The 24,655-nt window shown below is 63.9% G+C and carries 21 protein-coding genes, 1 tRNA gene and 2 pseudogenes; 9 read left to right on the forward strand and 15 right to left on the reverse strand.

What is annotated here, in order from left to right; translation table 11 throughout:
• Positions 1 to 664 precede the first annotated feature (664 nt).
• Both XI09_RS22425 and XI09_RS22430 read right to left on the reverse strand, forming a co-directional pair.
• Complete coding sequence (locus XI09_RS22425; RefSeq protein WP_271568782.1) at positions 665 to 934, reverse strand: hypothetical protein; 270 nt, start codon at positions 932 to 934, stop codon at positions 665 to 667.
• The gene (locus XI09_RS22430) at positions 931 to 1,155 is read right to left on the reverse strand and encodes a hypothetical protein (RefSeq protein ID WP_271568783.1); all 225 of its coding nucleotides are present in this window, start codon (positions 1,153 to 1,155) and stop codon (positions 931 to 933) included. The genes XI09_RS22425 and XI09_RS22430 overlap by 4 nt, the downstream gene beginning before the upstream one ends.
• 108 nt (positions 1,156 to 1,263) lie before the next feature.
• On the opposite strand from XI09_RS22430, the gene XI09_RS22435 reads away from it, so the two are divergent.
• Genes XI09_RS22435 through XI09_RS22455 form a run of 5 tightly spaced genes read left to right on the forward strand, consistent with a single transcriptional unit; the run spans position 1,264 to position 4,023 of the window.
• Complete coding sequence (locus XI09_RS22435; protein ID WP_271568784.1) at positions 1,264 to 1,689, forward strand: ATP-binding protein; 426 nt, start codon at positions 1,264 to 1,266, stop codon at positions 1,687 to 1,689.
• Positions 1,690 to 1,719: 30 nt separating this feature from the next.
• A complete protein-coding gene (locus XI09_RS22440) occupies positions 1,720 to 2,988 on the forward strand; it encodes a Na+/H+ antiporter NhaA (RefSeq protein WP_271568785.1) in 1,269 nt (422 codons plus the stop codon).
• Positions 2,988 to 3,260, forward strand: a complete 273-nt coding sequence (locus tag XI09_RS22445; RefSeq protein WP_271568786.1) for a hypothetical protein — start codon at positions 2,988 to 2,990, stop codon at positions 3,258 to 3,260. Before XI09_RS22440 ends, XI09_RS22445 begins: the two co-directional genes overlap by 1 nt.
• A 33-nt stretch (positions 3,261 to 3,293) precedes the next feature.
• On the forward strand, positions 3,294 to 3,605 hold the full coding sequence (locus XI09_RS22450; RefSeq protein WP_271568787.1) for a hypothetical protein: 312 nt from the start codon (positions 3,294 to 3,296) through the stop codon (positions 3,603 to 3,605).
• 1 nt (position 3,606) lies between these two features.
• Positions 3,607 to 4,023, forward strand: coding sequence for a hypothetical protein (locus XI09_RS22455; RefSeq protein WP_271568788.1), 417 nt, complete (start codon positions 3,607 to 3,609; stop codon positions 4,021 to 4,023).
• A gap of 308 nt (positions 4,024 to 4,331) precedes the next feature.
• Here XI09_RS22455 and eutC read toward each other — a convergent pair whose 3' ends face one another.
• From eutC to XI09_RS22485, 6 genes and pseudogenes are all read right to left on the reverse strand, one after another.
• Entirely contained in the window at positions 4,332 to 5,129 is a 798-nt protein-coding gene (eutC, locus tag XI09_RS22460; RefSeq protein WP_271568789.1) for an ethanolamine ammonia-lyase subunit EutC, read from the reverse strand.
• On the reverse strand, positions 5,129 to 6,526 hold the full coding sequence (locus tag XI09_RS22465) for an ethanolamine ammonia-lyase subunit EutB (protein ID WP_271568790.1): 1,398 nt from the start codon (positions 6,524 to 6,526) through the stop codon (positions 5,129 to 5,131). Before XI09_RS22465 ends, eutC begins: the two co-directional genes overlap by 1 nt.
• Positions 6,527 to 6,611: 85 nt before the next feature.
• The gene (locus XI09_RS22470) at positions 6,612 to 7,439 is read right to left on the reverse strand and encodes an ABC transporter permease (RefSeq protein WP_271568791.1); all 828 of its coding nucleotides are present in this window, start codon (positions 7,437 to 7,439) and stop codon (positions 6,612 to 6,614) included.
• A 6-nt stretch (positions 7,440 to 7,445) separates the two neighbouring features.
• On the reverse strand, positions 7,446 to 8,657 hold the full coding sequence (locus XI09_RS22475; RefSeq protein WP_271568792.1) for an ABC transporter permease: 1,212 nt from the start codon (positions 8,655 to 8,657) through the stop codon (positions 7,446 to 7,448).
• A gap of 65 nt (positions 8,658 to 8,722) precedes the next feature.
• The gene (locus tag XI09_RS22480) at positions 8,723 to 9,772 is read right to left on the reverse strand and encodes an ABC transporter substrate-binding protein (RefSeq protein ID WP_271568793.1); all 1,050 of its coding nucleotides are present in this window, start codon (positions 9,770 to 9,772) and stop codon (positions 8,723 to 8,725) included.
• Positions 9,769 to 10,925, reverse strand: a pseudogene (locus tag XI09_RS22485) (ABC transporter ATP-binding protein). The gene XI09_RS22480 and the pseudogene XI09_RS22485 overlap by 4 nt, the downstream one beginning before the upstream one ends.
• Before the next feature lie 346 nt (positions 10,926 to 11,271).
• Between XI09_RS22485 and XI09_RS22490 the strand changes: the two are divergent.
• Together XI09_RS22490 and XI09_RS22495 are read left to right on the forward strand one after the other, a co-directional pair.
• Entirely contained in the window at positions 11,272 to 12,657 is a 1,386-nt protein-coding gene (locus XI09_RS22490) for an aminotransferase-like domain-containing protein (protein WP_271568794.1), read from the forward strand.
• 6 nt (positions 12,658 to 12,663) lie between these two features.
• Positions 12,664 to 13,911, forward strand: a complete 1,248-nt coding sequence (locus XI09_RS22495; protein WP_271568795.1) for an NAD(P)/FAD-dependent oxidoreductase — start codon at positions 12,664 to 12,666, stop codon at positions 13,909 to 13,911.
• Between the two features lie 90 nt (positions 13,912 to 14,001).
• Here the strand turns inward: XI09_RS22495 and XI09_RS22500 are convergent.
• The 4 genes and pseudogenes from XI09_RS22500 to XI09_RS22515 form a co-directional block, all read right to left on the reverse strand.
• Positions 14,002 to 14,478 (reverse strand): annotated as a pseudogene (locus XI09_RS22500) (SOS response-associated peptidase); the annotation flags it as partial.
• A 673-nt stretch (positions 14,479 to 15,151) separates the two neighbouring features.
• A tRNA-Lys gene (locus XI09_RS22505) sits at positions 15,152 to 15,227 on the reverse strand.
• 326 nt (positions 15,228 to 15,553) lie between these two features.
• Positions 15,554 to 18,223 (reverse strand): glycosyltransferase, encoded by a 2,670-nt coding sequence (locus tag XI09_RS22510; protein WP_271568796.1) that lies wholly within the window; start codon positions 18,221 to 18,223, stop codon positions 15,554 to 15,556.
• A gap of 218 nt (positions 18,224 to 18,441) precedes the next feature.
• Positions 18,442 to 19,038: a beta-1-3, beta-1-6-glucan biosynthesis protein gene (locus XI09_RS22515; protein ID WP_271568797.1), complete on the reverse strand. Its 597-nt coding sequence runs from the start codon at positions 19,036 to 19,038 to the stop codon at positions 18,442 to 18,444.
• A 329-nt stretch (positions 19,039 to 19,367) separates the two neighbouring features.
• Between XI09_RS22515 and XI09_RS22520 the strand changes: the two genes are divergently transcribed.
• Positions 19,368 to 20,927 (forward strand): glycoside hydrolase family 17 protein, encoded by a 1,560-nt coding sequence (locus XI09_RS22520; protein WP_271568798.1) that lies wholly within the window; start codon positions 19,368 to 19,370, stop codon positions 20,925 to 20,927.
• Here XI09_RS22520 and XI09_RS22525 read toward each other — a convergent pair.
• Both XI09_RS22525 and XI09_RS22530 read right to left on the reverse strand, forming a co-directional pair.
• The gene (locus XI09_RS22525) at positions 20,887 to 21,267 is read right to left on the reverse strand and encodes a hypothetical protein (RefSeq protein WP_271568799.1); all 381 of its coding nucleotides are present in this window, start codon (positions 21,265 to 21,267) and stop codon (positions 20,887 to 20,889) included. The two genes, XI09_RS22520 and XI09_RS22525, sit on opposite strands and share 41 nt — an antisense overlap.
• A 125-nt stretch (positions 21,268 to 21,392) precedes the next feature.
• Complete coding sequence (locus XI09_RS22530; protein WP_271568800.1) at positions 21,393 to 22,784, reverse strand: hypothetical protein; 1,392 nt, start codon at positions 22,782 to 22,784, stop codon at positions 21,393 to 21,395.
• Positions 22,785 to 22,956: 172 nt separating this feature from the next.
• Between XI09_RS22530 and glmU the strand changes: the two genes are divergently transcribed.
• Positions 22,957 to 24,312 carry a bifunctional UDP-N-acetylglucosamine diphosphorylase/glucosamine-1-phosphate N-acetyltransferase GlmU gene (gene glmU, locus XI09_RS22535; RefSeq protein WP_271568801.1) on the forward strand — a complete coding sequence of 452 codons (1,356 nt, stop codon included), beginning with the start codon at positions 22,957 to 22,959 and terminating at the stop codon, positions 24,310 to 24,312.
• A gap of 3 nt (positions 24,313 to 24,315) precedes the next feature.
• Here the strand turns inward: glmU and XI09_RS22540 are convergent, their stop codons facing one another.
• The gene (locus XI09_RS22540) at positions 24,316 to 24,534 is read right to left on the reverse strand and encodes a hypothetical protein (RefSeq protein ID WP_271568802.1); all 219 of its coding nucleotides are present in this window, start codon (positions 24,532 to 24,534) and stop codon (positions 24,316 to 24,318) included.
• Positions 24,535 to 24,655 lie beyond the last annotated feature (121 nt).

A 24,655-nucleotide genomic window follows, 5' to 3' on the forward strand; every position in this document is an offset into this window, starting at 1 on the left:
GCTTCATCGGATGCCCCGCAAATCGCGGGGAATCTTATCGCGCGAATCACAGCAAACAGAGCCTTTTCACACAGCCTGGGCCCTTAGCCGAAGGTCGATTGAGCGCGTGTCATGTCGGCTGTCAGGGGCAAACCGGACGCCGATCCAACTTGGCGGCGTCCACCGCTGCTTTTGACCCAAAGGCGACGATGGCTAACTCATGATCGCCACCGCGATGAGCGCTGCGCCACCGAAGACGGCAACGGCAAAACAGATGCGTGCTGGGATCGAGTAAGGGTCGAAGCGAGGTTGTTCGATCACGACACCCTCCCTTGCTGGGCAGGCCGGGAATCCAACCGGCTTTCAGTCACCAAGCGCCGACCGACCAGCAACGCGCAGCGACCCCGCCTCGCTGATCGCGCGGTAGGGCCGCCTGCCTCTCCGGGCTGGGGCTGAAGGGGCAAGCCAGCCCGGTGGGCGAGTTCCAATTTATGCCGGTGAAGTGGAAAAGGTGACTGCCCAAAAGGGGCACTCCTTTGGAGCCCAGCGGGGCCGGTCTTCGTGGACTGAGCGCCGCAGCGACGAACCGACAGTCATCGTTCCTTTGGCAGAAGTACCGACCCGCAATGGGCTTAAGTCAGAAAGTGATCAGCCGACCCTTGGCTGTCTCAACCGCCCCGTGCCATCAGCGCTTCAGCAGATCTTCGCCGTGCGGAAGCAGCGTCACGAAGGTGCCGCTCTCATGCAGGTCGAGCCAACCTTTCTCGACCGCGTAGCGAATGCCGGCGCCGAATTCCGCGCCGGTGCCCTTGCAGCCGTTCTTGGACAGGAATGGCGCGTTGATCTTCTCGATGTGAATGCGCCCGTTTATAGGCTCGACGCCGGCGGCGAGCTCGAGGAGCTTGCGCGCGGCGACTTGCGGATCTGCGAAGGGGCGAGTCTCTATGTGCTTCATGCGCTGGCGCCGGCGAGCTTGTCACGCTCGATGCGAGCCAGCTCCTTGGCCTTGGCCTTGGCCTCGGCCTCGCTGCGCGTCAGCAGATCCGGCTGAAGTCGCCGGCCCGGCAGGTCGTCCCAGTAGAAATAGACGCTCGGCCGGCCGTCGGCGAAGCGGACTTCATAGCTGCCGGTGTCGGGAACGGCTTCGTGCTTCTTGATGGTGATGGGCGCGGTCATGGGCGCTTTATTGCACGGTGAACGCAGCGAGAACAAATCTCATGTTCGATGTGTGTATCAGACTGTGTATCAGTCGTTGGAGCGGTTGCGTAACCCGCTGATTTTTTGTTGGAATTGTTCCGCGCGTTGCGCCGTGGCGCTGGGGGCGGCGCGATCACCGTCGCGGCGCGGAACGTCGAAGCTTCCGCTGGTGCGGCCCGGGGATTCGTCGAGATCGTCGTCGCCGACGACGGGGAGGGCATGCCCGACGAGGTTCTCTCGCAGGCATTCACCCCGTACTTCACGACGAAGGCCGCGGGCAGCGGCACCGGCCTGGGGCTCCTCCAGGTCAAGCGCTTCGCCGAGGGACGAGGCGGCGCGGGCTGTATTGAGAGCGAGCGGGGTGGCGGCACGCTGGTGCGCCTCTTCCTCCCGCGCGTGCACGCAGCTGGGCTCCCCGGCCGTATCGTCGGCGCGGGGATCGCGTACACGCAGTCACCCAACGGCGGCGTATTCCACGTCGTCAACCCAGCGGCGGCTGCGCCGACTTCGTAGCCGGCGCTAACACCTGAGATCGGTTCAGCGATGCAGCTCATGATCCCGCCCGGCCGCGACCGTCCGGTCGACCACGAGAGGGACCACGTGCTCGGTCCCACCGATGCCGAGATCACGCTCGTCGAGTACGGCAGCTACGCGTGCCCGCACTGCAGGGCTGCCAACGGGCGTATCGCGCAAGCACGCGACCAACTTGGCGACCGCGTCTGCTACGCCTTCCGCCATAGGCCGCTCACGGACAACAGCCTTTCGTTTAGGGCCGCCGAGCTCGCCGAGCTTGCCCAGACGCCCGAGGCGTTCTGGTCCGCGCACATCAAGCTGGTGACGAGGTCGATGCAGCTCACAGAGGATGACCTCGTCGCGGTGGCCGACGATCTTGGCGTGAACGCCAACTTCGCGCTCGGCGACAGCGACGCCGTGCGGCGCGCGAGAGCGAGGGTGGAGGCGGACGTCGCAAGCTCACGCGCAAGCGGGGTGAGAGTCACGCCGACCTTCTACATCAACCGCGGGCGCTACGACGGACCGTGGGACGAGAGCTCTCTCGTCGACGCGATGCTTGGCACGCTCGGCCACCGCGTCCGTACGGCAGCCCTGGATTTCGCGAGCTGGGGCCCGTCCGCCGGCATTTTGCTGGTTCTCGCGACCGTGGCGGCGATGGTCTTGACGAACTCGCCGATGGGGCCGTCGTTCGAGGCGCTCTGGCGCCAGGAGCTCGGCGTGAGCTTGGGTGACGCAGCTTTTCAGATGTCCATCCTCCATTGGGTCAACGACGGCCTACTGACGGTGTTCTTCCTCGTCGTGGGATTGGAAGTGAAGCGCGAGATGACAGTTGGTCATCTCGCAAGCCGCCGCTCCGCAGCGCTTCCGATCGCCGCCGCGCTCGGCGGCATGGTCGTGCCGGCGCTTCTGTACGCGCTGGTCATCCCTGTGGGGCCGTGGTCGCACGGGTGGGGCGTTCCGATGGCGACCGACACTGCGTTCGCGATTGCCTTGATCGCCGCGATGGGCGCCCGCGTTCCCGTCGAGCTGCGCATCTTCCTCACCGCGGCGGCCATCGTCGACGACATCGGTGCGATCGTTGTCGTCGCTGTGTTCTACTCCGGCGATATCCATCTGGCATACCTGGCCGCCGCCGCGGCGGTCGTCGTCGCGCTGGCGCTGCTGAGCCGGTCGAGAGTCTACCTTCTCTCGCCTTACATGCTGTTGGGCATCGCGTTGTGGACATTCGTCTACGCGGGCGCGGCGTGGTACTGGCGCTGTTCGTTCCCACGCGCCCGCCCGCCAACCTGGCTGCCCTGATGACGCAGGCCAGCACCATCATCGCGTCCGAGGCCCGCCACGAAGGGGAGGTTCTCAGGCACGGCCCCTCCACCCCGGCGCTGCACGCGCTCGATGCAATCTTCGACAGACTTGAATCGCCGGCCGACCGGCTGCTGCGGCACGCCGGCGCGCGATCGAGCTACGCTGTCCTCCCGATCTTCGCACTGGCGAATGCGGGGTGGCGATCAATTCGGGCGCCTTTGTTGGGCATGGCTGGCTCATGGCCGCGATCGTTGCTGGCCTCGCCATAGGAAAGCCGCGCTTTCCTTGAGCGCGAGCTCTCGATGCCTTTCGCCGGCGAGACGGTCTGCCTGACACACATGGCGCCAACCCGTCAGAGCCTTGAAAGCGGTATGCACCCGCACGACTGGCTATACGCCTGCTCGCTGGAGTACCTGATGGAGGACGAGAACGCACCGGCTCTATGGTGCCACGGCCATATCCATCGCAACCGAGACTACATCGTTGGTAACACGCGCGTGGTCTGCAATCCGAGAGGGTACGCAGCAGGGCCGCGCGCACGCGAGAATCCAGATTTCAGCCCAGATCTTGTTGTCGACGTCGAGCCGGCGCCGAAACCGTCATGGCGGGTGTGACATGCTTGCGTTCTTTCGTCGTCTTCTTTGGGAAGCCCCCACTCCAAAGGTGCAGATTGACCAGTGGGCCCGTTGGGAGGCTTGGCTCGCCGAGCAGCGAAAGCGCGAGGCGGTCCAAAAGAAGGAGCGTGAGGCGGATCGCACTCGGATATCCATTGTCGTTTGGAGCTGGTCGCGTGACTGCGTGAGCGAATGGCGCCAACTCGAACCGCCCAAGAAGGTGCCTCGTGAAGTCCGCGTCTGGCTCGCTGGCTTGGACGTACGTGAGATCGTGACTATGGCGAGGGCTGGCGACGCGGCCGTTCGCCAGCACATCTACGGGCGCGGCGAACTCATTTCCGGCTTGCGCATGGTGCAGCCTCTATCGGCGACCACGCTGTACTTCCCGCCGCGCAAGCGCAAGGCAGAAGGTAAGTGACATGCTCACAGAGTGTTTTTCGGCGCACCTACTGAAGGTCGAGTATGCCAGCCAATTCAATGTGCTATAGCTCGGAGAGCCTCGGTATCATCGAACCCTTGCGGTGGATCCCTTTACTGGTGAATAGCGTCTGCGGGGCAGATACCTTCACCACCATGGTGACTAGCCCCTAAGTTTGCCGATGTTTCAATGGTTTCAATCCATCGGCAAGCGGTCGGGACGCGACCCACTCAAGGCTGAAACAGGGGTTCGATTCCCCTAGGGAGCGCCAGTTGCCAATGATTTAGACAATCCATAATGGTTCGCGCCTATTGCCGGGGCCCGACCACTAAGATTGCTTCTGTTCCCCGCAAATCGTTCAGTTGGACGCCCGTCACGGCATGCTTGAACGCCAGCTCGATTACACCGACGATCTGCGCAGCCGCGTCTTCCGGCGGCAGTCCAGCCGGACGAATATTGGAGATGCAATTCCGGGTCGAATCCATCATGCCGACCTGCGGCCGCCACGTGATATAGGCGCCGAGCGAATCGGCTGCCGACAGGCCAGGACGTTCGCCGATCAGCACCACCACCAGCCTGGAGCCAAGCAGCTGACCAATCTCGTCACCTATCGCAACGCGTCCCTGGTCGACAAGAACGAGCGGCCCGATCGTAAGGCTACGAGCCAGCAGGAGCGGCCGCAGATGATCGAGCACTGGCAGAAGATTAGTCTCGACGGCCGATGCGGAGAGACCGTCGGCGGCGACAATCGCGACATCGCTTCCCTGTAGCTGGCCATCGATGGCAAGACGCGCTGCGGGCGAAAGGCGGCGTCCGAGATCCGGGCGACGCAGATATTCGGCCCGATCACCAGCGGCGCTGCGGACGTGGATGACGCTCCAGTCTCGCTCTCGGAGCGATTGTCCGATGGCCTCAAAATCAAGCGCGGCGTGAACCGCGTCGCGCGCGCGCGCATGATCGAGCATGAACTGGAGGCCTGTCGCGGTGAGTTGTCCGGACCCGGACCGCCCGAGCGCGATCCGTGCCGGCGTGAAGCGTCGCAGGCGTGCGAGGTTCTCGGCCACTACGAGCTGATCGTTATGATCTGACGGGTCGTCCTGCATCATCAGGCTTCCATCGCCTCGATCAGTGCAATGGCCGGGCCGATCGCTCCGGACGCCGCTTTCTCAAGCAGACGGCCGTCCGCGTCGGCCAGACCCATCCGCTGCAGCCAATCCTCGAATTCCGGAGCGCATCGCCGACCGAGAGTCTGGCGGACGTAGAGGATGTCGTGAAACGCCAGGCTCTGATAGTTCAGCATAACGTCATCGGCGCCGGGAACCGCAATCACGAATGTGATGCCTGCGGCGCTAAGCAGCGTCAGCAGCGCATCCATGTCGTCCTGATCGGCTTCGGCATGATTGGTGTAACAGACATCGCATCCCATCGGCACGCCGAGCAGCTTGCCGCAGAAATGGTCCTCGAGCCCAGCCCGCGTGATTTCTTTGCCGTTATAGAGATATTCGGGACCTATAAAGCCGACGACGGTGTTGGCGAGCAGCGGCTTGAACCGCCGCGCTACAGCGTAGGCGCGCGCTTCCATTGTCTGCTGGTCGATTCCAAAATGCGCGGCGGCGGATAATGCGCTACCTTGCCCGGTTTCAAAATACATGACGTTCCGGCCGACCGTGCCGCGACCTAGCGAAAGCGCGGCATCATGGGCCTCCGCCAGGACGGACAGGCTGATCCCAAACCCTCCATTGGCTTTTTCCGAACCTGCTATGGATTGAAAGACGAGATCGACCGGGGCGCCGAGATTGATGGCCTGAATGGCGGTCGTGACATGACCCAGACAGCAGGTCTGGGTCGGAACATCGAGGCGCTCCCGGACATTGTCGAGCAGGGTGACGATCCTCACATAGTCCTGCACGCTATCCGTCGCCGGATTGACGCCGATCACCGCGTCGCCGACGCCGAACAAAAGTCCGTCAAGAAGGCTGGCAGCAATTCCGCGGGAATCGTCGGTCGGATGGTTGGGTTGCAGCCGCGTGGAGAGTCGGCCGGCAAGCCCGATCGTGTTGCGGAAAGCCGTAATCACGCTGCACTTGGCGGCGACGACGATGAGGTCTTGCGCGCGCATGATCTTCGACACCGCAGCGGCCATTTCCGGAGTCAGCCCAGGAGCCAGCGCAGCCAGTTGGCTGGTCGTTGTCCGCGTGTCGAGCAGCCATTCGCGGAACGCGCCGACCGTCATATGGGACACCGGTGCGAATGCCGTTAAATCATGGCTGTCGAGGATCAGGCGGGAAACCTCGTCCTCCTCATACGGTATTAGTTCGACGTTCAAGAAGGTTTTGAGGGGAAGATCGGCCAGCGCCATCTGGGCGGCGACACGCTCGATGGCGCTCTGCGCCGCGACGCCGGCCAGAGCATCGCCGGAGCGGGCAGGCGAAGCTTTGGCAAGCAGCGTCTTGAGGTCGTGAAAGGTCCAGCGCGTGCCGTTGATCGTAGTATGATAAGACATCCAATAACACCTCGCGCCGCCCGTATCCCGCGATACTCGGAGGCTTCTTGTTCAACGCCTGACGCAGCGCAATCGGCCCGCCAGTCTATTCGGACAGGGCGCTGGCGTTTTGCCGTGATCGCCGGGCGAGCAGGTTGGCGGCGATCAGCAAAAGGATCGACAGGCCCATCATCAAGGTGGCGGCCGCCGTGATCGCCGGGCTCAATTGCTCGCGCAGGCCCGTGAACATTTCGAGCGGCAGGGTGCGCTGCTGGGCGTTGGCTAGAAACTGCACGACGACGACCTCATCGAAGGACGTCACAAAGGCGAAAGCGGCGCCCGACAATACGCCGGGCAGGATCAGCGGCAGCATGACCCGGAGGAATCCGGTCAGCGGTTTTGCTCCGAGAATGGACGTCGCCCGCATCAGGTTGCGGTCGAACCCCGTAAGGCTGGCGCCGACGGTCACCACGACAAAGGGGCTCGCCAGGACGGTGTGGGCGAGGATGATGCCGAAATAAGTGTTGGCGAGCCCGATGCGGGCATAAAAGAGATAGGTTCCGACTGCCGTCACGACGACCGGGACGATCAGCGGCGAAATCAGCAAAGGCACGACGAACCGCCGCGCCGGGAATTTCGGGTCCGACAAGCCGATCGCGGTCAGCGTTCCCAGAACGGTCGCGAGGATGGTCGCTCCCAATCCGATCAGCAGGCTGTTGCCGATGGCGGCGCGCCAGCGCGGCGTCCCGAGCACGACCTCATACCAACGCGTCGAAAGTCCGGCGAGGGGGAAGGTGAAGAACGAACCGCTGTTGAAAGACAGAGGCACCGGCACGAAAATCGGCACGACGAGGAAGACCAGCACCAGCGCGCACCAGAACCAGAGCGCGGTGACGCGGACCCATTCGGCGGTCGTTGGGTATGGCGACAACATGACGTTTCATCCCATCTTGAAGAGATCGAGACCGAGGTATCGCGTCAGGGTCACGTAGAGGCCGAGGGTGGAGGCGAGCAGCACGAAGCTCAACGCCGCCGCCATCTCCCAATTGAGTTCGACGTTGACGTAATTGGCGATGAAATTGCTGATCAGCTGGTCGCTCGCACCGCCGATCAGCACCGGAGTGATGTAGTAGCCGAGGCACAGGATGAAGGTGAGCAGGCAACCGGCGAGAACGCCCGGCATGACTTGCGGCAGATAGACCCGCCAGAACGCGGTGAAGGGCCGGGCGCCGAGCGATTGGGCCGCCCTGACCAGCGAAGGCTTGACCGAGCGCATCACGCTGTAGATCGGCAGCAGCGTGAAGGGCAGCTGGATATGCGTCATCGCGATGATAAGCCCGGTGCGGCTATACATCAATTCGAGGCGATCGGACGTCAGGCCGAGCCAGAGCAACAGGTCGTTGAGCAGGCCAAATTTTTGCAGGATCACGGTCCAGGCCGCTGTACGCACGAGGATCGACGTCCAAAACGGCAGCAGAACCAGAACGAGGATGATGCCGGCAATCGCGGGGCGCAGGCTGGTGATCACGAAGGCGAGCGGAAAGGCGAGCGCCAGCGTTGCGAGCGTGACGATCGTTGCGATCAGAAACGTCCGGCCAAAGACGCGGAGGAAGACCGCCTGGTCGGCGGGAACCGCGCCGATGGTTCCCCGCTCGGTCCATCGCAGGTCAAAGGCGCTGAGGAGATAGAACGAGGTGAAACGGTTCGTGCCGGTGCGAATCGCCGCCCAGCTTTGCTCTTCGCCCAGAAGCGGCGCGGCCTTGATCATCGCCTCCTTGCCCGCCGCCTGATCCTGCGTGGCGATGCGCGCAGCACGGAGTACCTGGCTGCGCGCGCCGGACAGGCGGGTGTTGAGGGCCTTGGCGAATTCATAAACGGCGCCCGCCGCCTGCGCCTGCTTCAGATCGGCCGCCAGGGCGAGGAAGACTGGCTCGCCGGGCACGCCGGCGCCGCTGTCCTGCCGTAGCGCCGCGACGGTGCGAGGAAGCGCATTGGCGATCGTCGGCTCGTAGACGGCCCGCGACAGCAACGCGACGATCGGCGCGCCGAAACTGAACAACAGAAGCAGGAGGAGCGGGGCCGCCAACGCAAGCGGACGCAGGCCCTCCCGTTGATCTCTAGCGCTGATCCTCGGCATGGCGATCGATGACATGGGGCGCCCCTCGCGTGGCGTTAGGGATCGGGCGGCGCCCGATCAGAGTTTTGCTGCGGCCTATCCTATTGGGCGAGCCAGGCGTTGAAGCGCTTCACAAGATCCTCGCCATGGTCGCCCCAGAACTCGACGTCGCCGACCAGATAGTTCTTCATGTGGTCCGGCGCGGTGGGCAGTTTCGGCAGGACGTCCTTGGGAACGAACGGCGTCGCATCCGTCAGCACCGGACCATAGGGGATGAAGCGGCCGAGTTGCGCGCCCACCTCAGGTTCGGCCGCATAGGCGAGATATTTGTAGGCCAGGTCCAGGTTCTTGGCGCCCTTCGGAATCGCGATCATGTCATATTCGACGATCTGGTTGTCCCAGACGATCGCGAATGGGCGCTTGTCCTGATCGATCGCGTTTTGAATTCGTCCGTTCCACGCGGTCGTCATGACCACTTCCCTGGACGCAAGGAGTTGCGGCGGCTGGGCGCCCGCATCCCACCAGACGATGTCCTTCTTGATCGTGTCGAGCTTCTTGAACGCGCGGTCGACGCCGGCGGGCGTCGCCAGCACCTTGTAGACGTCGGCGATCGGCACGCCGTCGGCCATCAGCGCCCATTCGAGGTTCTGCGCCGGCGCTTTGCGCATCGCGCGCTTGCCCGGGAATTTCTTGGTGTCGAAAATATCGAGGACGGAAGTCGGTGCCTCTTTCAGCACGGTGGTGTCGTAAGCGAGGACATCACCATAGACATCGATGCCGACGCCGCAGTCCAAAGCCGTGCCGGGCAGGAACCTCGAACGATCGGCGACCTTCGAATAGTCGAGGCGGATCAGAACGCCGGCGTCGCAGCCTTGCAGGACCGTCGAGGTCTCGACCGTCACGAGGTCGATCGGTACATTACCGGTCTCGACCATCGCTTTGATCTTGCCGAGTTCGCCGGTGTATTCCTGCTCGTTGAACTTGATGCCCATCTTCCTGGCGAACGGCTCGAACCAGGCCTGCCGTAGCGCCGCCTGCCATGCGCCGCCGGTCGCCATCACAGTGAGCTCTTCGGCGCTGGCGGGCCGTATTTGCGAAATGATCGCCGCGCTCGCCAAGGCAAGCAAGGTCGTCCTGCATACTCGTTTCATGAAACGCTCCCTGTGTTAGCTGTGTTGCCGTCCGGGACGACGCCTGCCGGAAAAGCCCGGCAATCGGCTGTAGGCCAGCAAAGGTCGATTGCTTCGCCCGCCGCCATTGTTGCCTCGGGTCCGATTTTTACCGTCAGGACCTGCCCGTTCGCCAGGCGGGCGAGGAGGCGCTGATGATCGCCGTGATAGATTCGGCCATCGACCGTCGCCTGAAAACGATTGTCCGATGGGGCGCCGGTGGCTGACAGCCCGATCCGCTCGGGCCGGATCGTCAAATGGACCGGCGCGCCGGGACGGAGGTCTCCGACAGCCATGGCGGTCGTCGTCAATCCCGTTGGCAGCGCGACCAGACATTGATCGCCGTTGACACGTTCGACTACGCCATCCAGCGCATTGTTTTCGCCGATGAAGCCGGCGACGAACGCGGTCGCCGGCTTATTGTAAAGCTCGTCCGGCGTTCCGATCTGATCGATGGCGCCGCTTTCGAATATGGCGACGCGATCCGACATCGTCAGCGCTTCGCTCTGGTCGTGTGTCACATAGACGATGGTGACGCCGAGCATCTGGTGGATCTGCATCAACTCGATCTGCATATGCTCGCGGAGCTTCTTGTCGAGCGCGCCTAGGGCTCGTCCATCAGAACCAGGGTTGGCTGGAAGACGAGCGCGCGGGCGAGCGCGACGCGCTGCTGCTGACCGCCCGAGAGCTGCGCCGGTTTGCGATCCTTGAAGCGCTCCAGCCGCACCATTTCGAGGGCGCGCGTGACGCGTGGTGCGATCTCGGCCTTGGGAACCTTCCGCACCGAAAGCGGGAAGGCGACATTGTCCGCCACGCTCATATGCGGGAACAGCGCGTAGTTTTGAAACACCATGCCGATATTTCGTTCGTAGGGCGGCAGGCGGTCGACCGATTTGCCGTCGAGCGTAATTACGCCTTGGCTAGGCCGTTCGAAGCCTGCCAGCATGTTCAAGGTCGTGGTCTTGCCGGAACCTGACGGTCCGAGGAATGTCAAAAACTCGCCCCGGCCGATGCTCAAATTCAGACGACGGACGGCGTGAAAATGGCCGTACATTTTCTCGACGTCGATGAATTCAACATATTTGGCGTCGCCTTGTCCCTCGCTCTTGGGACCGCCCATTGGTTTGCTTGTCATCGCAGCACCCGACCTCCGGCTATCGACGGCTCCCGGCTGACCTGTGCCCGAGCGGAGGTCTGCCGCCAAACCTTCGCGAAGCGACGAACTCTGTCCGGTCGAAACCATCGCTCAACCTCCAAGCTGTGGCGCGATTATGTGACCACACAATAGAAAGTTGAGTGACCATATAATGCGGAAATAGCAGCGTCAAGATTGCTAAATGATGCAATTTAGGGCAGAATGTATGCCATATAATGCAATCGAATGGAGCCTAAGGCATGCATACAAGTTGGATTGTCTGATGCTTTTCTCCATGTTAAGAAGGCTTTGGTGAAGACAAGAACGCTCGGGGCGCCAAGCAGGAATGCTCGAAAATTTGGAATTGCCGGACAGCGATCGACCAATTTATCAGCGTTTGGCGGATGCCATCGGTGAACGAATTGCCCGCGGCGAGCTGGCTGAGGGCGACAAGCTGCCGCCGCATCGGGAAATTGCGCGCCTGCTCGGCATCAATGTCACGACCGTCACCCGCGCCTTCTCGGCATTGCAACAGCGCGGACTCGTTGAGGCGCGTCCCGGCCGTGGAACACTTGTCGCCGCGAAGGAGACGGAGGAAGGCGCGTTCAAATCCGCTCCGAGCGATGAGGCCGGTCTGATCGATCTATCCGTCAACCGACCGGCGACTTCGGCCTATCGTGATGCGCTGTCGCTTCTTCTGCCGCACATCGCAAGGGATCGCCGATTTGGCGCCTTGCAAGACTATCATCCCCCTGAAGGTCCGTTATGGGCGCGCGCCGCGGTGGCGGATTGGCTCAATGGCGTAGCTGGCGATGGTGACGCCGGTCGCGTCGTCCTGACCGACGGCGCCCAGCATGGCCTTGCCTGCGTGTTGCGGGCTTTGACGCAGCCCGACGATGTCGTCCTCGCCGATTCCATCACCTATCAGGGCATCAGCGCCCTTTGCCGGTCGCAAGGTGTCGACCTGCGCGGGGTGTCGATTGACCGGGAGGGCATGCGGCCGGACGCTTTCGAAACGGCTTGCGCGACCTTGCGCCCTCGCGCGGTTTTCCTGGTGCCCAGTCTGCATAATCCGACCACGGTCACGTTGAGCGAAGAGCGCCGCCGTGCGCTCGCGGCGATCGCGCGCCGCCACAACGTGCTGATCATCGAGGACGATGTTTACCGTCCGCTGCTGGATCGAGTCATTCCATCTTTCGCTGCCTTGGAGCCCGAACTGACCATCCACATCAGCGGCCTGTCGAAATGCATCGCACCCGGCCTTCGCTATGGGTTCGTGGTTGCGCCACGCGCGGTTCTGGGCAATGTCGCGGCGGCCCTTCGGATCGATTGCTGGAGCATCAGCCCGCTCACCGCGCTCATCGCGACCATCTTGCTGGAAGAAGGGACCGCGGGGCGGATCATCGAATTCCAGCGCGAGGAGCTGCGCAGGCGGCAGGCCATTTTGCGCGACGCGCTCGCGGCATTCGATGTTCAGACCGATGAGACGTCGCCTCATGCCTGGTTGCATCTGCCCGAACCCTGGCGAGGCGCAGCGTTCGCCCGCGCCTGCCGTCAGCGCGGCGTAGGCGTGCTTCCGGCGGACGCATTCGCTGTAGGACGCGAAACTCTCGCCCATGCTGTGCGCATCAATGTGGGCGCCGCGCCTTCATCCGGCGAATTGCGGCAGGCGCTTTCGATCATGGCCGAACTCCTGAGTGCCGGTCATCTCGAAATCTCGGGCGCGGTCTGAGGCGCTGTGGCGGAGTTGATCAAAACAGACGTCGCGATCGTCGGGGCCGGTATCATCGGGCTTGCGATTGCATTTCGGCTCGCCGCGGATGGCCGCGAAGTTGTCGTCGTCGACCCGAACGAGGCAGGTTCGGGCGCCTCCTACGGCAATGCCGGGACGTTGGCTCCTTACGCCTGCGCGCCGGTCGGCAACCCCGACGTTCTGCGGAATCTGCCAAACCTGCTTCTCAACCCGGACAGCCCTCTCACCATCAGGCTGGCCGCTTTGCCCGCACTCGTTCCCTGGCTGTCGCGTTTCGTTTGGCAATCCATGCCTGTCCACGCGCGCCGCAACGGACACGCGCTGGCGGATTTGCTTAAGGAAGCGATGCCGGCTTGGCGTGCGCTCGCCGAAGAGGCTCAGCTTTCGGACCTTCTTCGTTATGAGGGCTGCCTCTATTTCTATCGGGGAAAAATGCCCCCGAAAGACGGCGAGTGGGGCGCTCGGCTGCGGAACGAACTCGGCGTTCGACAGGAATGGCTGACGTCCGAAGAGGTCGCAAGGCTGGAGCCAGCGCTTCCTCGCGCGGCCGGCGGCCTTTTCTTCCCGGACGCTGCCCATACGATCGATCCAGCCGTGATGACGCGCCGACTGGCGGCCGCAGCCGAGGCCAAAGGCGCTTCGTTCGAACGTGCCCGCGTTGATCGGCTGGAGCCGCAGGAAAGTGGACGAATCCGCTTGATATGCCGCGATCGCACGATCGAAGCGCATACGGCCGTGCTCGCTGCCGGCGCCTGGTCGCAATCTCTGGCCGAGCAAGGCGGCGAGGTCATCCCCCTCGATACGGAGCGCGGCTACCACATCGAATTCGCAATGGATGCCTGTCCGATCAGCAGGCCCATCAGCCCGGTTGATCTGGGCTTCTATGTCACGCCCATGGTTGGCCGCTTGCGGGTCGCGGGGACGGTTGAGCTCGGCGGCCTCTCCGCACCGCTCAATCCGAAGCGAATTGCCTTTCTAGAGCGAGGCGTCCGCAAGCTCTTCCCGGATCTCGGTCCCGTTCAATCGCGATGGCTCGGCTTTCGCCCCTCTCTTCCCGATTCGCTGCCCGTCATCGGACCCAGCCGACGCTATCCGAATCTGATCCACGCCTTCGGCCATGGACATCTCGGCATGACCCTGGCCGGCGTAACGAGCCGCATTGTTGCAAGCCTCATCGAAAAGCGAAATGACGGTCCGAACCTTAGCGCATTCCGGCCTGATCGCTTTGGTTGAGTGATTTTTCGCAGCCGGGCTGTGCCTCGGCCGCGCAGCACTCGCGGTTCGCAGAATGAGCGGTTATGGAGTGAACGCTCATGGCGGAAAGGGGTGGATGGCGCCGACCTCGGCGTTGGGCTCGGTCGTGAGGAACGCGTAGAGGTCGTTAGTCGTCTCGCCTTCCTTGACCTTTCGGACGGACGTCCAGTTGGTCCAGATTCGAGCGAAGCAGGCGAGGGGGCGGGTCTCGTCGAGCGCGAACCAGATGTCACCGCCCTCGGCCTTGTTGAACTTGAACGAGTTGAACGGCACCACGCAGCGATTTTCGGCTCCCAGCCACCGCGTCCAGTGCTTGCTCTTCACGTTTCGGATGTTCGTCGTGCCGCCGTCCGGCTCCATCCGCAGCAGTTCCTTGAAATCGCCGGTCTTGCCCTTGGCCTGCAGCTTCTCGGCTCGTTTCTTGGTCGCGTCCATCGAAGCCTTCGATGACGATGGCATGCCCCACCGCGCAGTGGCGAGTTCGCGGCCCTCGGCCCCATTGCGCACGATCGGCGCCTTGTAATCGGGAAAGACCCCCGGCATCGGCCCAGCAAAGGCGAGAACGGCGCCGTCTTTTACACTGGTTTCATAACTCGCGCCGAATTTGTTGCTCCTTGCAGCCTTCTTGGCGACTCTTCCGACATGCAGATGGAGGCTAGGGCGACCATGATAGTGAGGCTGCACGACATCATAAAGCCGCTGCTTGAAGAGGGGTTTAGACTCTCGGTCAATGCTGGGGAGCGTGGTCGCGTCATATTGATGGTGACTAAGGTTCGCTCCGATGGTGCTGAGGACCAAGTGGCTATGCTCCCACTTCATAACAACGTCGTAGGCTGCAATCAGGAAATGGACTTTTGGGATGAGGTCGGTCGTTACTGGCGCAAGAAGGACGGGGACGGCCGATGGACGACGGCGTTATCCCCGTCTGACTCTTAAGGGGCACGTTGCCCGTCGCCACTAGGTGCACGGAAAGACGTCTGCACAGTCGAGAGCGCGCGCAGACCGAGCCACAGAACGGAAGTTGCGTAAATGGTAGAGGACACGCTCAACGCGAAACTGGGCTGGCGATCGCTGACCGTCGGTAAGCCAATTGCGATGATGTAAGTGGCGGGCGAACGTAATCTGAACGCGGTTTGTAAACTTTGGCTTGTACGTTGTAAACTTTGTGGAGCGTTCTTCGAAGATCTGGATTCTAAGCGGCTGTTTTTAATGTAGTTTTTGGTGAGCGCGCTGGGGCTCGAACCCAGGACCCCGTGATTAAAAGTCACGTGCTCTACCGGCTGAGCTACGCGCTCCCATGGCCGCTGATGGCTTCAAAGATATCACCATCGTCTTCGGACATTCGAGAAGCATGTCTTGCCGCTGCGCTTAAGCTTGCGTCGCGGGGAAAAACCGGCTGTTTCCGGATCATGCTTTCGGCCCGCGCTGTGTAGGGGGATGGGGCGCTGAGGTCAATAGCGCGGGTGGCTGCCGAAACTCTTGGCAGGAGCGGGGATTTGCTCGCGGTATCCGCAGCTTAAGCCGGAATTTTCAACCCGATTGGCGGCCGCTATCCACGCCGAACAGCGGCGGTGGCTTGCCGGCGCGGAGGTTTCACCCGCGCCGCGAGGCGTTCGTCCCGTCAGTTTGCCTCGCGCCGGACCTCGTTCGGCACGGCTTGCGGCGTGCCGGCGGGGGTCGGCAGTGCGACCGGGCGCAGGCCGATCAGCTCGGCGGTGCGGATCGCGCTGTCGCGCCAGAACTGGAACGAGTTGATGCGGCTGAGCTCGAGGATGGCGATCGCGACCGCGGCCAGGAACGGCAGGCTTTGCAGCACCAGCACGCCGGCGAAGACGTAGATCTCGGTGATCTGCCGGAAACTGTTGGAGGCGATCAGCACGCCGGCGCCGATCAGGAGCAGGGCGCCGATCACGGCCTCCCAGAACGCCTGGAACTCGATCGACATCCTGGACAGCCCGCCCTTGGAGGTGCGCGCGAACGCGATGTGCTCGGTGATCAGTCCCTGCGCCACCGCGCGCGACACCGTCCATTGCACGCTCATCGCCGCGATCATCGCGCCGAGCATCTGGCCGGGTTTGATCGCGACGCGTGCGCGGTACATCGACAGGAAATGCGCCAGCGAGACGACGAAGGCGCCGATGATCGGCAGCGTCAGGATCTTGTCGGGGATGGCGATGTCGGCAAAGGCGACGATCGGCACCCAGACGAGATTGAGCAGCGCCACGACCACGCCGAGGCTTTCGGCGCCCAGCCAGTTCAGCCAGCCGAGGCCATATTCGCGCTTCTGGTCCGGCGTCAGCCGGCTCCGGCCGGGCAGGAAGTGCCGCCAGTGCTTCTTCACGATCTGGAGGCCGCCATAGGCCCAGCGGTGACGCTGCTTCTTGAAGGCCTCGTAGGTGTCGGGCAGCAGGCCCTGGCCGTAGCGGTGGTTGGTGTAATGCGTGACCCAGCCGAGTTCCTGGATCGCAAGGCCGAGATCTGAATCCTCGCAGATCGTGTCGCTCGACCAGCCGCCGGCCATGTCCATCGCGGCGCGGCGGATCAGGCACATCGTACCGTGCACGATAATGGCGTTGGCTTCGTTGCGCTGGACCATGCCGATGTCGAAGAAGCCGGCATATTCGCCGTTCATGATGTAGTGCATGATCGACAGATCGCCGTCGCGATGTTCCTGCGGCGCCTGCACGAGGCCGACGCGCGGGTCGGCGAAAGCCGGCACGAGGTCCTTCAGCCAGTCGGGGTCGACGACATAGTCGGCATCGAGGATGCCGATGATCTCGGCATCGACGGCGGTGCGGTCCATCGCGATGCGCAGCGCGCCGGCCTTGAAGCCCTGCACCTTCTCGGCGTTGATGAACTTGAAGCGTTCACCGAGCGCGCGGCAATGGTCCTGGATCGGCTGCCAGAAGGCGGGATCCGGCGTGTTGTTGATGATGACCACGCATTCGTAGTTCGGGTAGTTCAGCCGCGACAGCGCATCGAGCGTCTGCTTGAGCATCTCGACCGGCTCGAAGTAGGCCGGGATGTGGATCGAGACCTTCGGGTAGTAATTCTCGGGAACGTTCTCGACCGGTTTGCCCTTGGCGAGCAGCCGCTGCGGCGGCCGGCCGAAGGCCACAGCCGCGATCTCGTCGATGCGCGCCATCGCGATCAGCACCAGCGGAACAAGCAGGATCATGCCGAGCGTCAGCGCGAAGGCCGAGCCGAAGATGAAATAGTGCCCGTTCCAGAACGCGAACACGGTGGCGGCCCAGGCACCGACGCCGTTGGCGGTTGCCGACAGCAGGAACGCCTGCTTGGCGGTCGGCTGCTGCAGCCGCAGGATCGGCAGCGACAAGAGGACGCCGACCAGCAGCGCGATCGTCATCAGCTTCCAATAATCAGGGTTCTCGACCGGGCCGGTCCAGGCGAATTTCGGCTCGCGGCTGGCGTTGAGGATGCCCCAGTACGGACCGACGCCGCCTTCGAAGAATTTCCAGGGCTGATCGATCGCCTCGACGATGTTGTATTCCATGCCGATGGCTTCGGCGCGGCTGACGAAGTTGCGCAAGGTCAGCGCCTGCTGGAACGGACCGGGGTCGGCGTTGCGCAGGTTGTAGCCCTGGCTCGGCCAGCCGAACTCGGCGATCACGATGCGCTTGCCGGGGAACAGGTTGCGCAACAGGTTGTAGCGGTCGACGGCCTGGTCGACCGCCTGGTCCGAGCGGAAGTTTTCCCAATAGGGCAGCACGTGCGCGGCGATGAAATCGACGTTGGAGGCCAGGTCGGGATTGTCGCGCCAGATGTTCCAGATCTCGCCGGTCGTGACGGGCACGCGGACCGAGCCCTTGACCTTCTTGATCATGTCGATGAGGTCTTCGACCTTCTGCTCGCCGCGGTAGATCACCTCGTTGCCGACCACGACGCCGACGACGTTGCTGTTCTTGCGGGCGAGTTCGATGGCGGCCTTGATCTCGCGCTCGTTGCGATCCTTGTCCTTGTCGATCCAGGCGCCGACGGTGACTTTGAGACCGAACTCGGCCGCGATCGCCGGCACCAGTTCCACGCCGCCGGTGGACGAATAGAGGCGGATCGCGCGCGTCATCGTCGACAGCGTCTTCAGGTCGGCGCGGATTTTCTCCACCGTCGGGATGTTGTCGATGTCGGGGTGGGCCGAGCCTTCGAACGGCGCGTAGGAGACGCTGGGGAGCAGGCCCCTGAAGTCGGGCGCGGGTTCCTTGTCGCGCAGGACTCCCCACAGCCCAGCGTGAAGTGCGGACACAAGCAACAGAACGGCGGCGACAACGCGCATCGCGGCTAAACCAAAAGGGGTTGAGGTGGCAGGGAAGCGGATCTGACCCCGAGATCCGACCGAGTCCGCGGCAAATGGAGCATACCTCTGCCGCGCGGTTTCACAACTGTCATGGCCTCATGTCCTTACGAGGGCATGGCCTTTTTCCAAAAACGCGTGGCAGTGCCAATCGTTTCTATGGCCGATCGTTCCTGAACGGAGGCTGAAGCGACCCGCTTCTATTTCTGGGGCGCCGGCGTCGGACTTGCCGCAGGCGAGGGGCTCGCGGCGGGCTGCGGTGCCTGCGCATTGCCTGATGTCGGCGCTGCTGGCTGGGAGGCCGCGGCCGCCGCCTGCTGCGGCTGGGAGGCCGGATTAATCCAGCAAGCATGCACACGGCTGTCCAGGGTCTCGGCGACCTTGGGATCGATCTGGCCGCCGAAGCGGGTCAGGCAGCGGAAGGCGGCCTGGATGTGGCCGCCGGGGCAGCCGAAGCGGTCGTAGAGGTCGAGATGACGGAACGCGGTATCGAGGTCGTCCCGCCACATCAGCCGTACCACGCGCCGGCCGAGCCAGACGCATTCGGGGTTGCCGGCCGGGCCGTTGATGACCTGGGCGGCCTCGGCGAACTCGTCGGTGCGGCGCTGGTTCTGGGCGGCGTCCTTGGCGGCAGCGTCGGCGGGTTGGGCGGCGGCCTTGCCCTGATCGGGGGCGGGCGCGCCGCTCTGGGCGGAGGCGCCGCCGAGACCAGCCAGGGCCAGAAGAGAGGTCACGGCCAAGGTGGCGGCGAACTGCCGCAGGACCGCATTTCGTGACTGACGCACCCGTTGCCGCATGAATTCCCCAACTTCTCCGCTGACCGCCCGCGTCAGGATCCCGCGGACGCGTCGGTGATGGCGTCCAAATGGGTCTCCAATGCGGCGGAAAATTCCCGCGGAATCCCATGACCTGTATTTCGAATTTTGTCCAGCAAAGTCACGATCCTAAGGCCCTGTCGAACGGCCGCAGGTAAATTCCTTGGGGGAGGGATGGATCCGCTTCGAGCCACCCCCCTTGGCAGACGGCTCGCGAGCAGGTAATCGACGGCGCTTCGCGGAGGACGGAACCGATTTCACTTCGTACGCCACTGGCGCTTCTGCTCGTTTCACTGGGTGCGATTGCTGCCGTGTGGTGGTGGCTGGCCACGCCAATCACGCTCGCGCGCGCCCCGATCGATCCCGCCGACAAGGTTCAGTGCGTCTCCTACGCGCCGTTCCGCGGCGAACAGTCGCCGCTGGACGCATGGACCCATATCGAGGCCGACCAGATCGAGCAGGACCTGCGCCAGCTCAAGGAGATCACCGACTGCGTCCGCACCTATTCGATGGAGAACGGGCTCGACCAGGTTCCGGCGATCGCCGCAAAGGTCGGCGGGCTCAAGGTGCTCCAGGGCATCTGGCTCTCCAGCAACCGCACCAAGAACTTTGAGCAGGTCGCGCTCGCCGTTCGCCTCACCAAGGAATTCCCCGACCTCATCACCGCGCTCGTCGTCGGCAACGAGGTGCTGCTGCGCGGCGAGATGACGACGGCGGACCTCGTCTCCATCATCCGCTCGGTGAAGCCGCAGGTCCGCGTGCCCGTCACCTATGCCGATGTGTGGGAGTACTGGCTGAAGAACCGCGAAGTCTACGACGCGGTCGACTTCGTCACGATCCATATCCTGCCCTATTGGGAGGATTTCCCGGTGAAGGCGAAATTCGCCAGCGCCCATGTCGAGACGATCCGCGAGCGCATGGCCGTGGCGTTTCCCGGCAAGGAGATCCTGATCGGCGAAACCGGCTGGCCGAGCGAGGGCCGCATGCGCGACGGCGCGCTGCCGTCGCGCACCAACCAGGCGCGCGTCGTCTCGGAAATCCTGAGCCTGGCGAAGGCGCAGAAGTTTCGCGTCAATCTGATCGAGTCCTATGACCAGCCGTGGAAGCGCAGGCTGGAAGGCACCGTCGGCGGCTATTGGGGCCTGTACGACTCGGTGCGGCGGAGCCTGAAATATCCGCCGGGCGAGCCGATCAGCAATTTCCCGTACTGGAAATGGTACATGGGCGCGGGCATGGGCCTCAGTGTGCTGGTGTTCGCGGTCGCGCTGATCACGCTGCGCCGGCGGCCCTGGACGCCGCGCTTCTCGGCCTGGCTCGGCGTTGCCATCTCGGCGACGACGGCAGGTAGCCTGCTCGGCGTCGGCGCCGACAAGGTGTTTTACGAGAGCTACGGCATCGGCGGCTGGCTGCTGTGGGGCACGCTGCTCGCGGCCGGGATCCTGTCGCCGATCTTCTGCGCGCAGGCGCTGGTAATCGGCCGCAGCCTGCCGACCTTCCTCGATCTGCTCGGCCCGAGCGAGGGACGGAAATGGTCAAAGCTCACCGCCGTGCTCGGCCTGACGCTGGCGGTGGCGGCGGTGATCGCGGCACAGACCGCGCTCGGCTTCGTGTTCGACCCGCGCTACAAGGATTTCCCCTATGCCTCGCTGACGATGGCGGTGGTGCCGTTCGCGATCCTGATGCTGAACCGTCCGCAGATCGGCGTGCGTCCGATCGCGGAAGCGGTGTTCGCGGGCGTGCTGGCGCTGTCGGCCGCCTATGTGCTCTTCAACGAAGGCCGCGACAACTGGCAGTCGCTGTGGACCTGCGCGATGTATCTCTTGTTCGCGCTCACGCTGTGGCGGGCGCGGGCCGAGCAAAGCCAAGAATGAGCAGGCCGATCGCCAGGCCCGACAGCACGACATTGTAGAGCACGATGCCGAGGCCGGCGGCGATGATGCCGACGGTGAGCAGCACGATCGACGGCCGCATCAGGTTCAGCGTCGCAACCACCAGCGCGACGATGCCGAACACCGAATTCTTGAACAGCACGGTCGAGACCGAACGCGCCTTGCACATCAGGGTCTGAAGCCCGGCATCGCAGGCGAGCGCGACTTGCGAGAACTCGATCGCGAGATAGCGCACATAGAGCGCGCAGCCGACGGAGGTGAAGCCGACGACGATCAGGAACTGCACCTGGTAGGGCGAGAGGCGGAAGGGCTTTTTTGTCATGGGCGCAATATGGTCGGGATGGCGGGAGGGGGCAACAGGGGCGACCAACTTTTCTGTCCGTCGCTCGCAAGCCGTTAGACTGGCAGTGCAGTCAGGACCTTTGGCTCGTCGGCACGCACCATTCCCTACCGCCTGAAGAACGACGACAACGTCGATCCCGCCGACGCCGTCTCCGGCTTGGCCGGCGCTGCCGGTTGCGCCGCAGGTGCAGGCGCGGGCTCCTCGCGCTTTGATGAGCGCTTCGAGGAATAGCTGCGGCGGCGCTTGTCCGGCTTGGCGGCGGGTGCGGGCGCAGGTGCCGTCTCGGCTTGCGGCGCGGCGTCCGGGGTCTTCTCGGCGTTCTTTTCCTGAACCCTGTCCTGAGACTTTTCTTGTCCCTTCTCCGAACCACCGCGCATCGACAGCCGCTGGCCGTCGAACACGGTGGTCTCGCAGTGACGCTCGTTCTCGGCGAGGCCCGCGCAGAGCTTTGCTGCTGCGGCGGCGTTGATCAGCGGGCCGGCACCCAGGCGCAGCTGCATGCCAAGGCCGGTGGTGCCTTCCTTGATCATGATGATCGGCCGCAGCGCTGCGATCTCCGGATTGGATTTGGTCACGCCGCGCCAGAGCGCGCGCAGGCCGTCGATCGAGTTGGCGCCGCCGAGATCGATCGCGAAGCGCGTCTGCTGAACGGCGATCGCGGGAGCCTCGCTTTCAGTTGCCTCCGAAGGCTTGGCTGATGCGGCCGCGACTTCGGTCGGGGCGGGCGCCGGCTCGGGCTTCTTCTCCGTGGCCTTCTCGGTTGTCTTCTCAGCCGTCTCGGGTTGAATCAGTTTCGACGCAGCCGGATCAGGCGGCGCCATGATCGACTTGGAGGGCACCAGCGGAAGCATCGGCAGCGCCGATGTCGTCGCCGGCGACTGCTGCACGAGGGAGGCCGCGGCCGCGCTCTGCGGCGGCGGGCTCGACGGCTCCTTTGCGGCGTCCTTCGCAATGTCCTTTGTCGGCTCCTTCGCCTGTTCCTTCGAAAGTTCCTTGGCGGCTGCCGCGCGCGGCTTGTCGCTGGATGGTGCCGGCATCGAGGCGACCGGCGCGACGCTGGGCGCCGCGGGCTGTGCGTCCGGCGCCGGCGTGTCCTGCGGCTTTGCGCTCTGCCTGGCGATGGCGCCGGTGACGGAATCGAGCCCTCGCTCCAGCACGGTGACGCGCGAATAGAGCCGGTCGCGATCGGTGTTCAGCGTCTCGACGGCGGCGGCGAGGCGGCGCGCCTCGTTCTGGCTTTCCCTGGTCAGCAGCTGGAGCCGGTCGGCCTGGCGCGCGAGATCGGCGGACGCCACCTGGTCGCGCCGCCAGCCGAGCTGAGCCTGGTTGGCCATCACCGCGATGACGACGGCGCCGACGGCCGCAACGCCCCAAGAGCCCAGCCGCCACATCATGCGGCGGTCGAACGCGCTTTCCTCGGCCAAAAGTCCGGAGAACAGCCCGCCAGTCTCCTTGGTGCCGAAGGCATCCGCCAGTGGGTCGGAATCCTTTGCCATGAACGTTAAGTGCCCAGCCCCGTCCAGCTTCCCCGAATCAATCAGGGAACATTAACAGGAAATGCGCCTCGCACTTGAACTCCGGGCGTTTGCGGGGGTAGCAAGGCGGGCAGCATGAGGGCGGCCCGCCGCCTGCCGCGCAGTTGATTCGGCCGTATCTGACAGGATTGCGATGACCGCCCGCTCCAGCCTCACGATCGTGCTCGCCGCCGGCGAAGGCACGCGCATGCGCTCACACCTGCCGAAAGTGCTGCATCCCGTCGCCCACCAGACGCTGCTAGCCCATGTGCTCGCCGCCGCCCCCAAGGGAACCGGCACCGCGCTCGCCGTCGTGATCGGCCCGGATCATCAGGCGGTGGCCGATGAGGCAAGGCGCATCCGCCCCGACGCGCTCACTTTCGTGCAAGCCGAACGGCTCGGCACCGCGCATGCGGTGCTGGCGGCGCGCGAGGCGATCGCGCGGGGCGTGGACGATCTGTTGGTCGCCTTCGGCGACACGCCGCTGATTTCGGCCGAGACCTTTGCGCGACTGCGTGCGCCGCTGGCCAACGGCGCCGCGATCGCCGCGCTCGGCTTCCGCGCCGCCGATCCCACCGGCTATGGCCGCTTCATCGTCGAGGGCAACCGCCTGGTCGCGATCCGCGAGCAGGCCGATGCCAGCGAAGCAGAACGCAAGATCGATCTGTGCAATGCCGGCGTGATGGCGATCGACGGACGCCGCGCGCTCGCGATCCTCGACAAGATCGGCAATGCGAATTCCAAGGGCGAATATTATCTGACGGATGCGGTCGAGATCGTCCGCGAACAGGGATGGGAGTCCGTGGTGATCGAGACCAGCGAGGACGAGGTGCGCGGCATCAACACCAAGGCGCAGCTCGCGGAAGCCGAAGGCGTGATGCAGGCGCGGTTGCGCAAAGCCGCGATGGAGGCCGGCGTGACGCTGATCGCGCCCGAGACCGTTTATCTGTCCGCCGACACCGTGTTCGGCAAGGACGTGACGATCGAGCCGTTCGTGGTGATCGGCCCGGGCGTCTCGATTGCCGACGGCACGGTGATCCATTCCTTCTCGCACATCGTCGAGACCAGGCTCGGCAGGAACGTCTCGATCGGACCCTATGCGCGGCTGCGCCCCGGCACCTCGCTCGGCGACGGTGCGCGGATCGGCAATTTCGTGGAGACCAAGGCGGCGACGCTGGAGGCCGGCGTCAAGGTCAACCATCTCTCCTACATTGGCGATGCCACCGTCGGCGCCAATTCCAACATCGGCGCCGGCACCATCACCTGCAACTACGACGGCTTCAGGAAGCACAAGACGGTGATCGGGCAGGGCGCCTTCGTCGGCAGTAACTCCTCGCTGGTGGCACCGGTGAAGATCGGCAACGGCGCCTATATCGGCTCCGGCTCGGTGATCACGCGCGACGTGCCTGACGATGCGATGGCGCTGGAGCGCAACCAGCAGACCATCAGGGAAGGCGGCGCGGCGCGCTATCGCGAGATGAAGACGGGCGGCAAGAAGCCGGAGAAGTGAACGCTATTCGTCGTCGGCGAATTCGGAGAAGATGGCGCGGGTCAGGCGCCAGCCGCGCGGCTTGGCGCGCTTGGCCGGTTCGCCTTCCGGATGCTTGACGAAGACGGGCTTGCTTTCCTTGCCGCGCTGGGGCGGCGGCCAATGGGCGAGGTGCGTGCCCGTGGTCTCGCTGGCACGCAGATACATTGACGACAGACCCTTGCGGTCGGATGAGCCTTTCATGGCCTTGTTCTCCTGACCGGAATCGTTGGTCAAATTGATTGACAACAAGTTAATGTACGCGGTTTAAGGCCGGCCATATCGACGCAGACTGAACATGGTGCCGATCGGATGCTGTCTCAAT

Source organism: Bradyrhizobium sp. CCBAU 11386 (genome assembly GCF_028128955.1).
Lineage (GTDB): Bacteria > Pseudomonadota > Alphaproteobacteria > Rhizobiales > Xanthobacteraceae > Bradyrhizobium.

Excerpts from the sequence above, each read along its gene's own strand:
- XI09_RS22425 (WP_271568782.1), bottom strand. The coding sequence starts at position 934 with ATGAAGCACATAGAGACTCGCCCCTTCGCAGATCCGCAAGTCGCCGCG.
- XI09_RS22430 (WP_271568783.1), bottom strand. The coding sequence starts at position 1,155 with ATGACCGCGCCCATCACCATCAAGAAGCACGAAGCCGTTCCCGACACC.
- XI09_RS22440 (WP_271568785.1), top strand. The coding sequence starts at position 1,720 with ATGCAGCTCATGATCCCGCCCGGCCGCGACCGTCCGGTCGACCACGAG.
- XI09_RS22445 (WP_271568786.1), top strand. The coding sequence starts at position 2,988 with ATGACGCAGGCCAGCACCATCATCGCGTCCGAGGCCCGCCACGAAGGG.
- XI09_RS22450 (WP_271568787.1), top strand. The coding sequence starts at position 3,294 with ATGCCTTTCGCCGGCGAGACGGTCTGCCTGACACACATGGCGCCAACC.
- XI09_RS22455 (WP_271568788.1), top strand. The coding sequence starts at position 3,607 with ATGCTTGCGTTCTTTCGTCGTCTTCTTTGGGAAGCCCCCACTCCAAAG.
- eutC (WP_271568789.1), bottom strand. The coding sequence starts at position 5,129 with ATGATGCAGGACGACCCGTCAGATCATAACGATCAGCTCGTAGTGGCC.
- XI09_RS22465 (WP_271568790.1), bottom strand. The coding sequence starts at position 6,526 with ATGTCTTATCATACTACGATCAACGGCACGCGCTGGACCTTTCACGAC.
- XI09_RS22470 (WP_271568791.1), bottom strand. The coding sequence starts at position 7,439 with ATGTTGTCGCCATACCCAACGACCGCCGAATGGGTCCGCGTCACCGCG.
- XI09_RS22475 (WP_271568792.1), bottom strand. The coding sequence starts at position 8,657 with ATGTCATCGATCGCCATGCCGAGGATCAGCGCTAGAGATCAACGGGAG.
- XI09_RS22480 (WP_271568793.1), bottom strand. The coding sequence starts at position 9,772 with ATGAAACGAGTATGCAGGACGACCTTGCTTGCCTTGGCGAGCGCGGCG.
- XI09_RS22490 (WP_271568794.1), top strand. The coding sequence starts at position 11,272 with ATGCTCGAAAATTTGGAATTGCCGGACAGCGATCGACCAATTTATCAG.
- XI09_RS22510 (WP_271568796.1), bottom strand. The coding sequence starts at position 18,223 with ATGCGCGTTGTCGCCGCCGTTCTGTTGCTTGTGTCCGCACTTCACGCT.
- XI09_RS22515 (WP_271568797.1), bottom strand. The coding sequence starts at position 19,038 with ATGCGGCAACGGGTGCGTCAGTCACGAAATGCGGTCCTGCGGCAGTTC.
- XI09_RS22525 (WP_271568799.1), bottom strand. The coding sequence starts at position 21,267 with ATGACAAAAAAGCCCTTCCGCCTCTCGCCCTACCAGGTGCAGTTCCTG.
- XI09_RS22530 (WP_271568800.1), bottom strand. The coding sequence starts at position 22,784 with ATGGCAAAGGATTCCGACCCACTGGCGGATGCCTTCGGCACCAAGGAG.
- glmU (WP_271568801.1), top strand. The coding sequence starts at position 22,957 with ATGACCGCCCGCTCCAGCCTCACGATCGTGCTCGCCGCCGGCGAAGGC.
- XI09_RS22540 (WP_271568802.1), bottom strand. The coding sequence starts at position 24,534 with ATGAAAGGCTCATCCGACCGCAAGGGTCTGTCGTCAATGTATCTGCGT.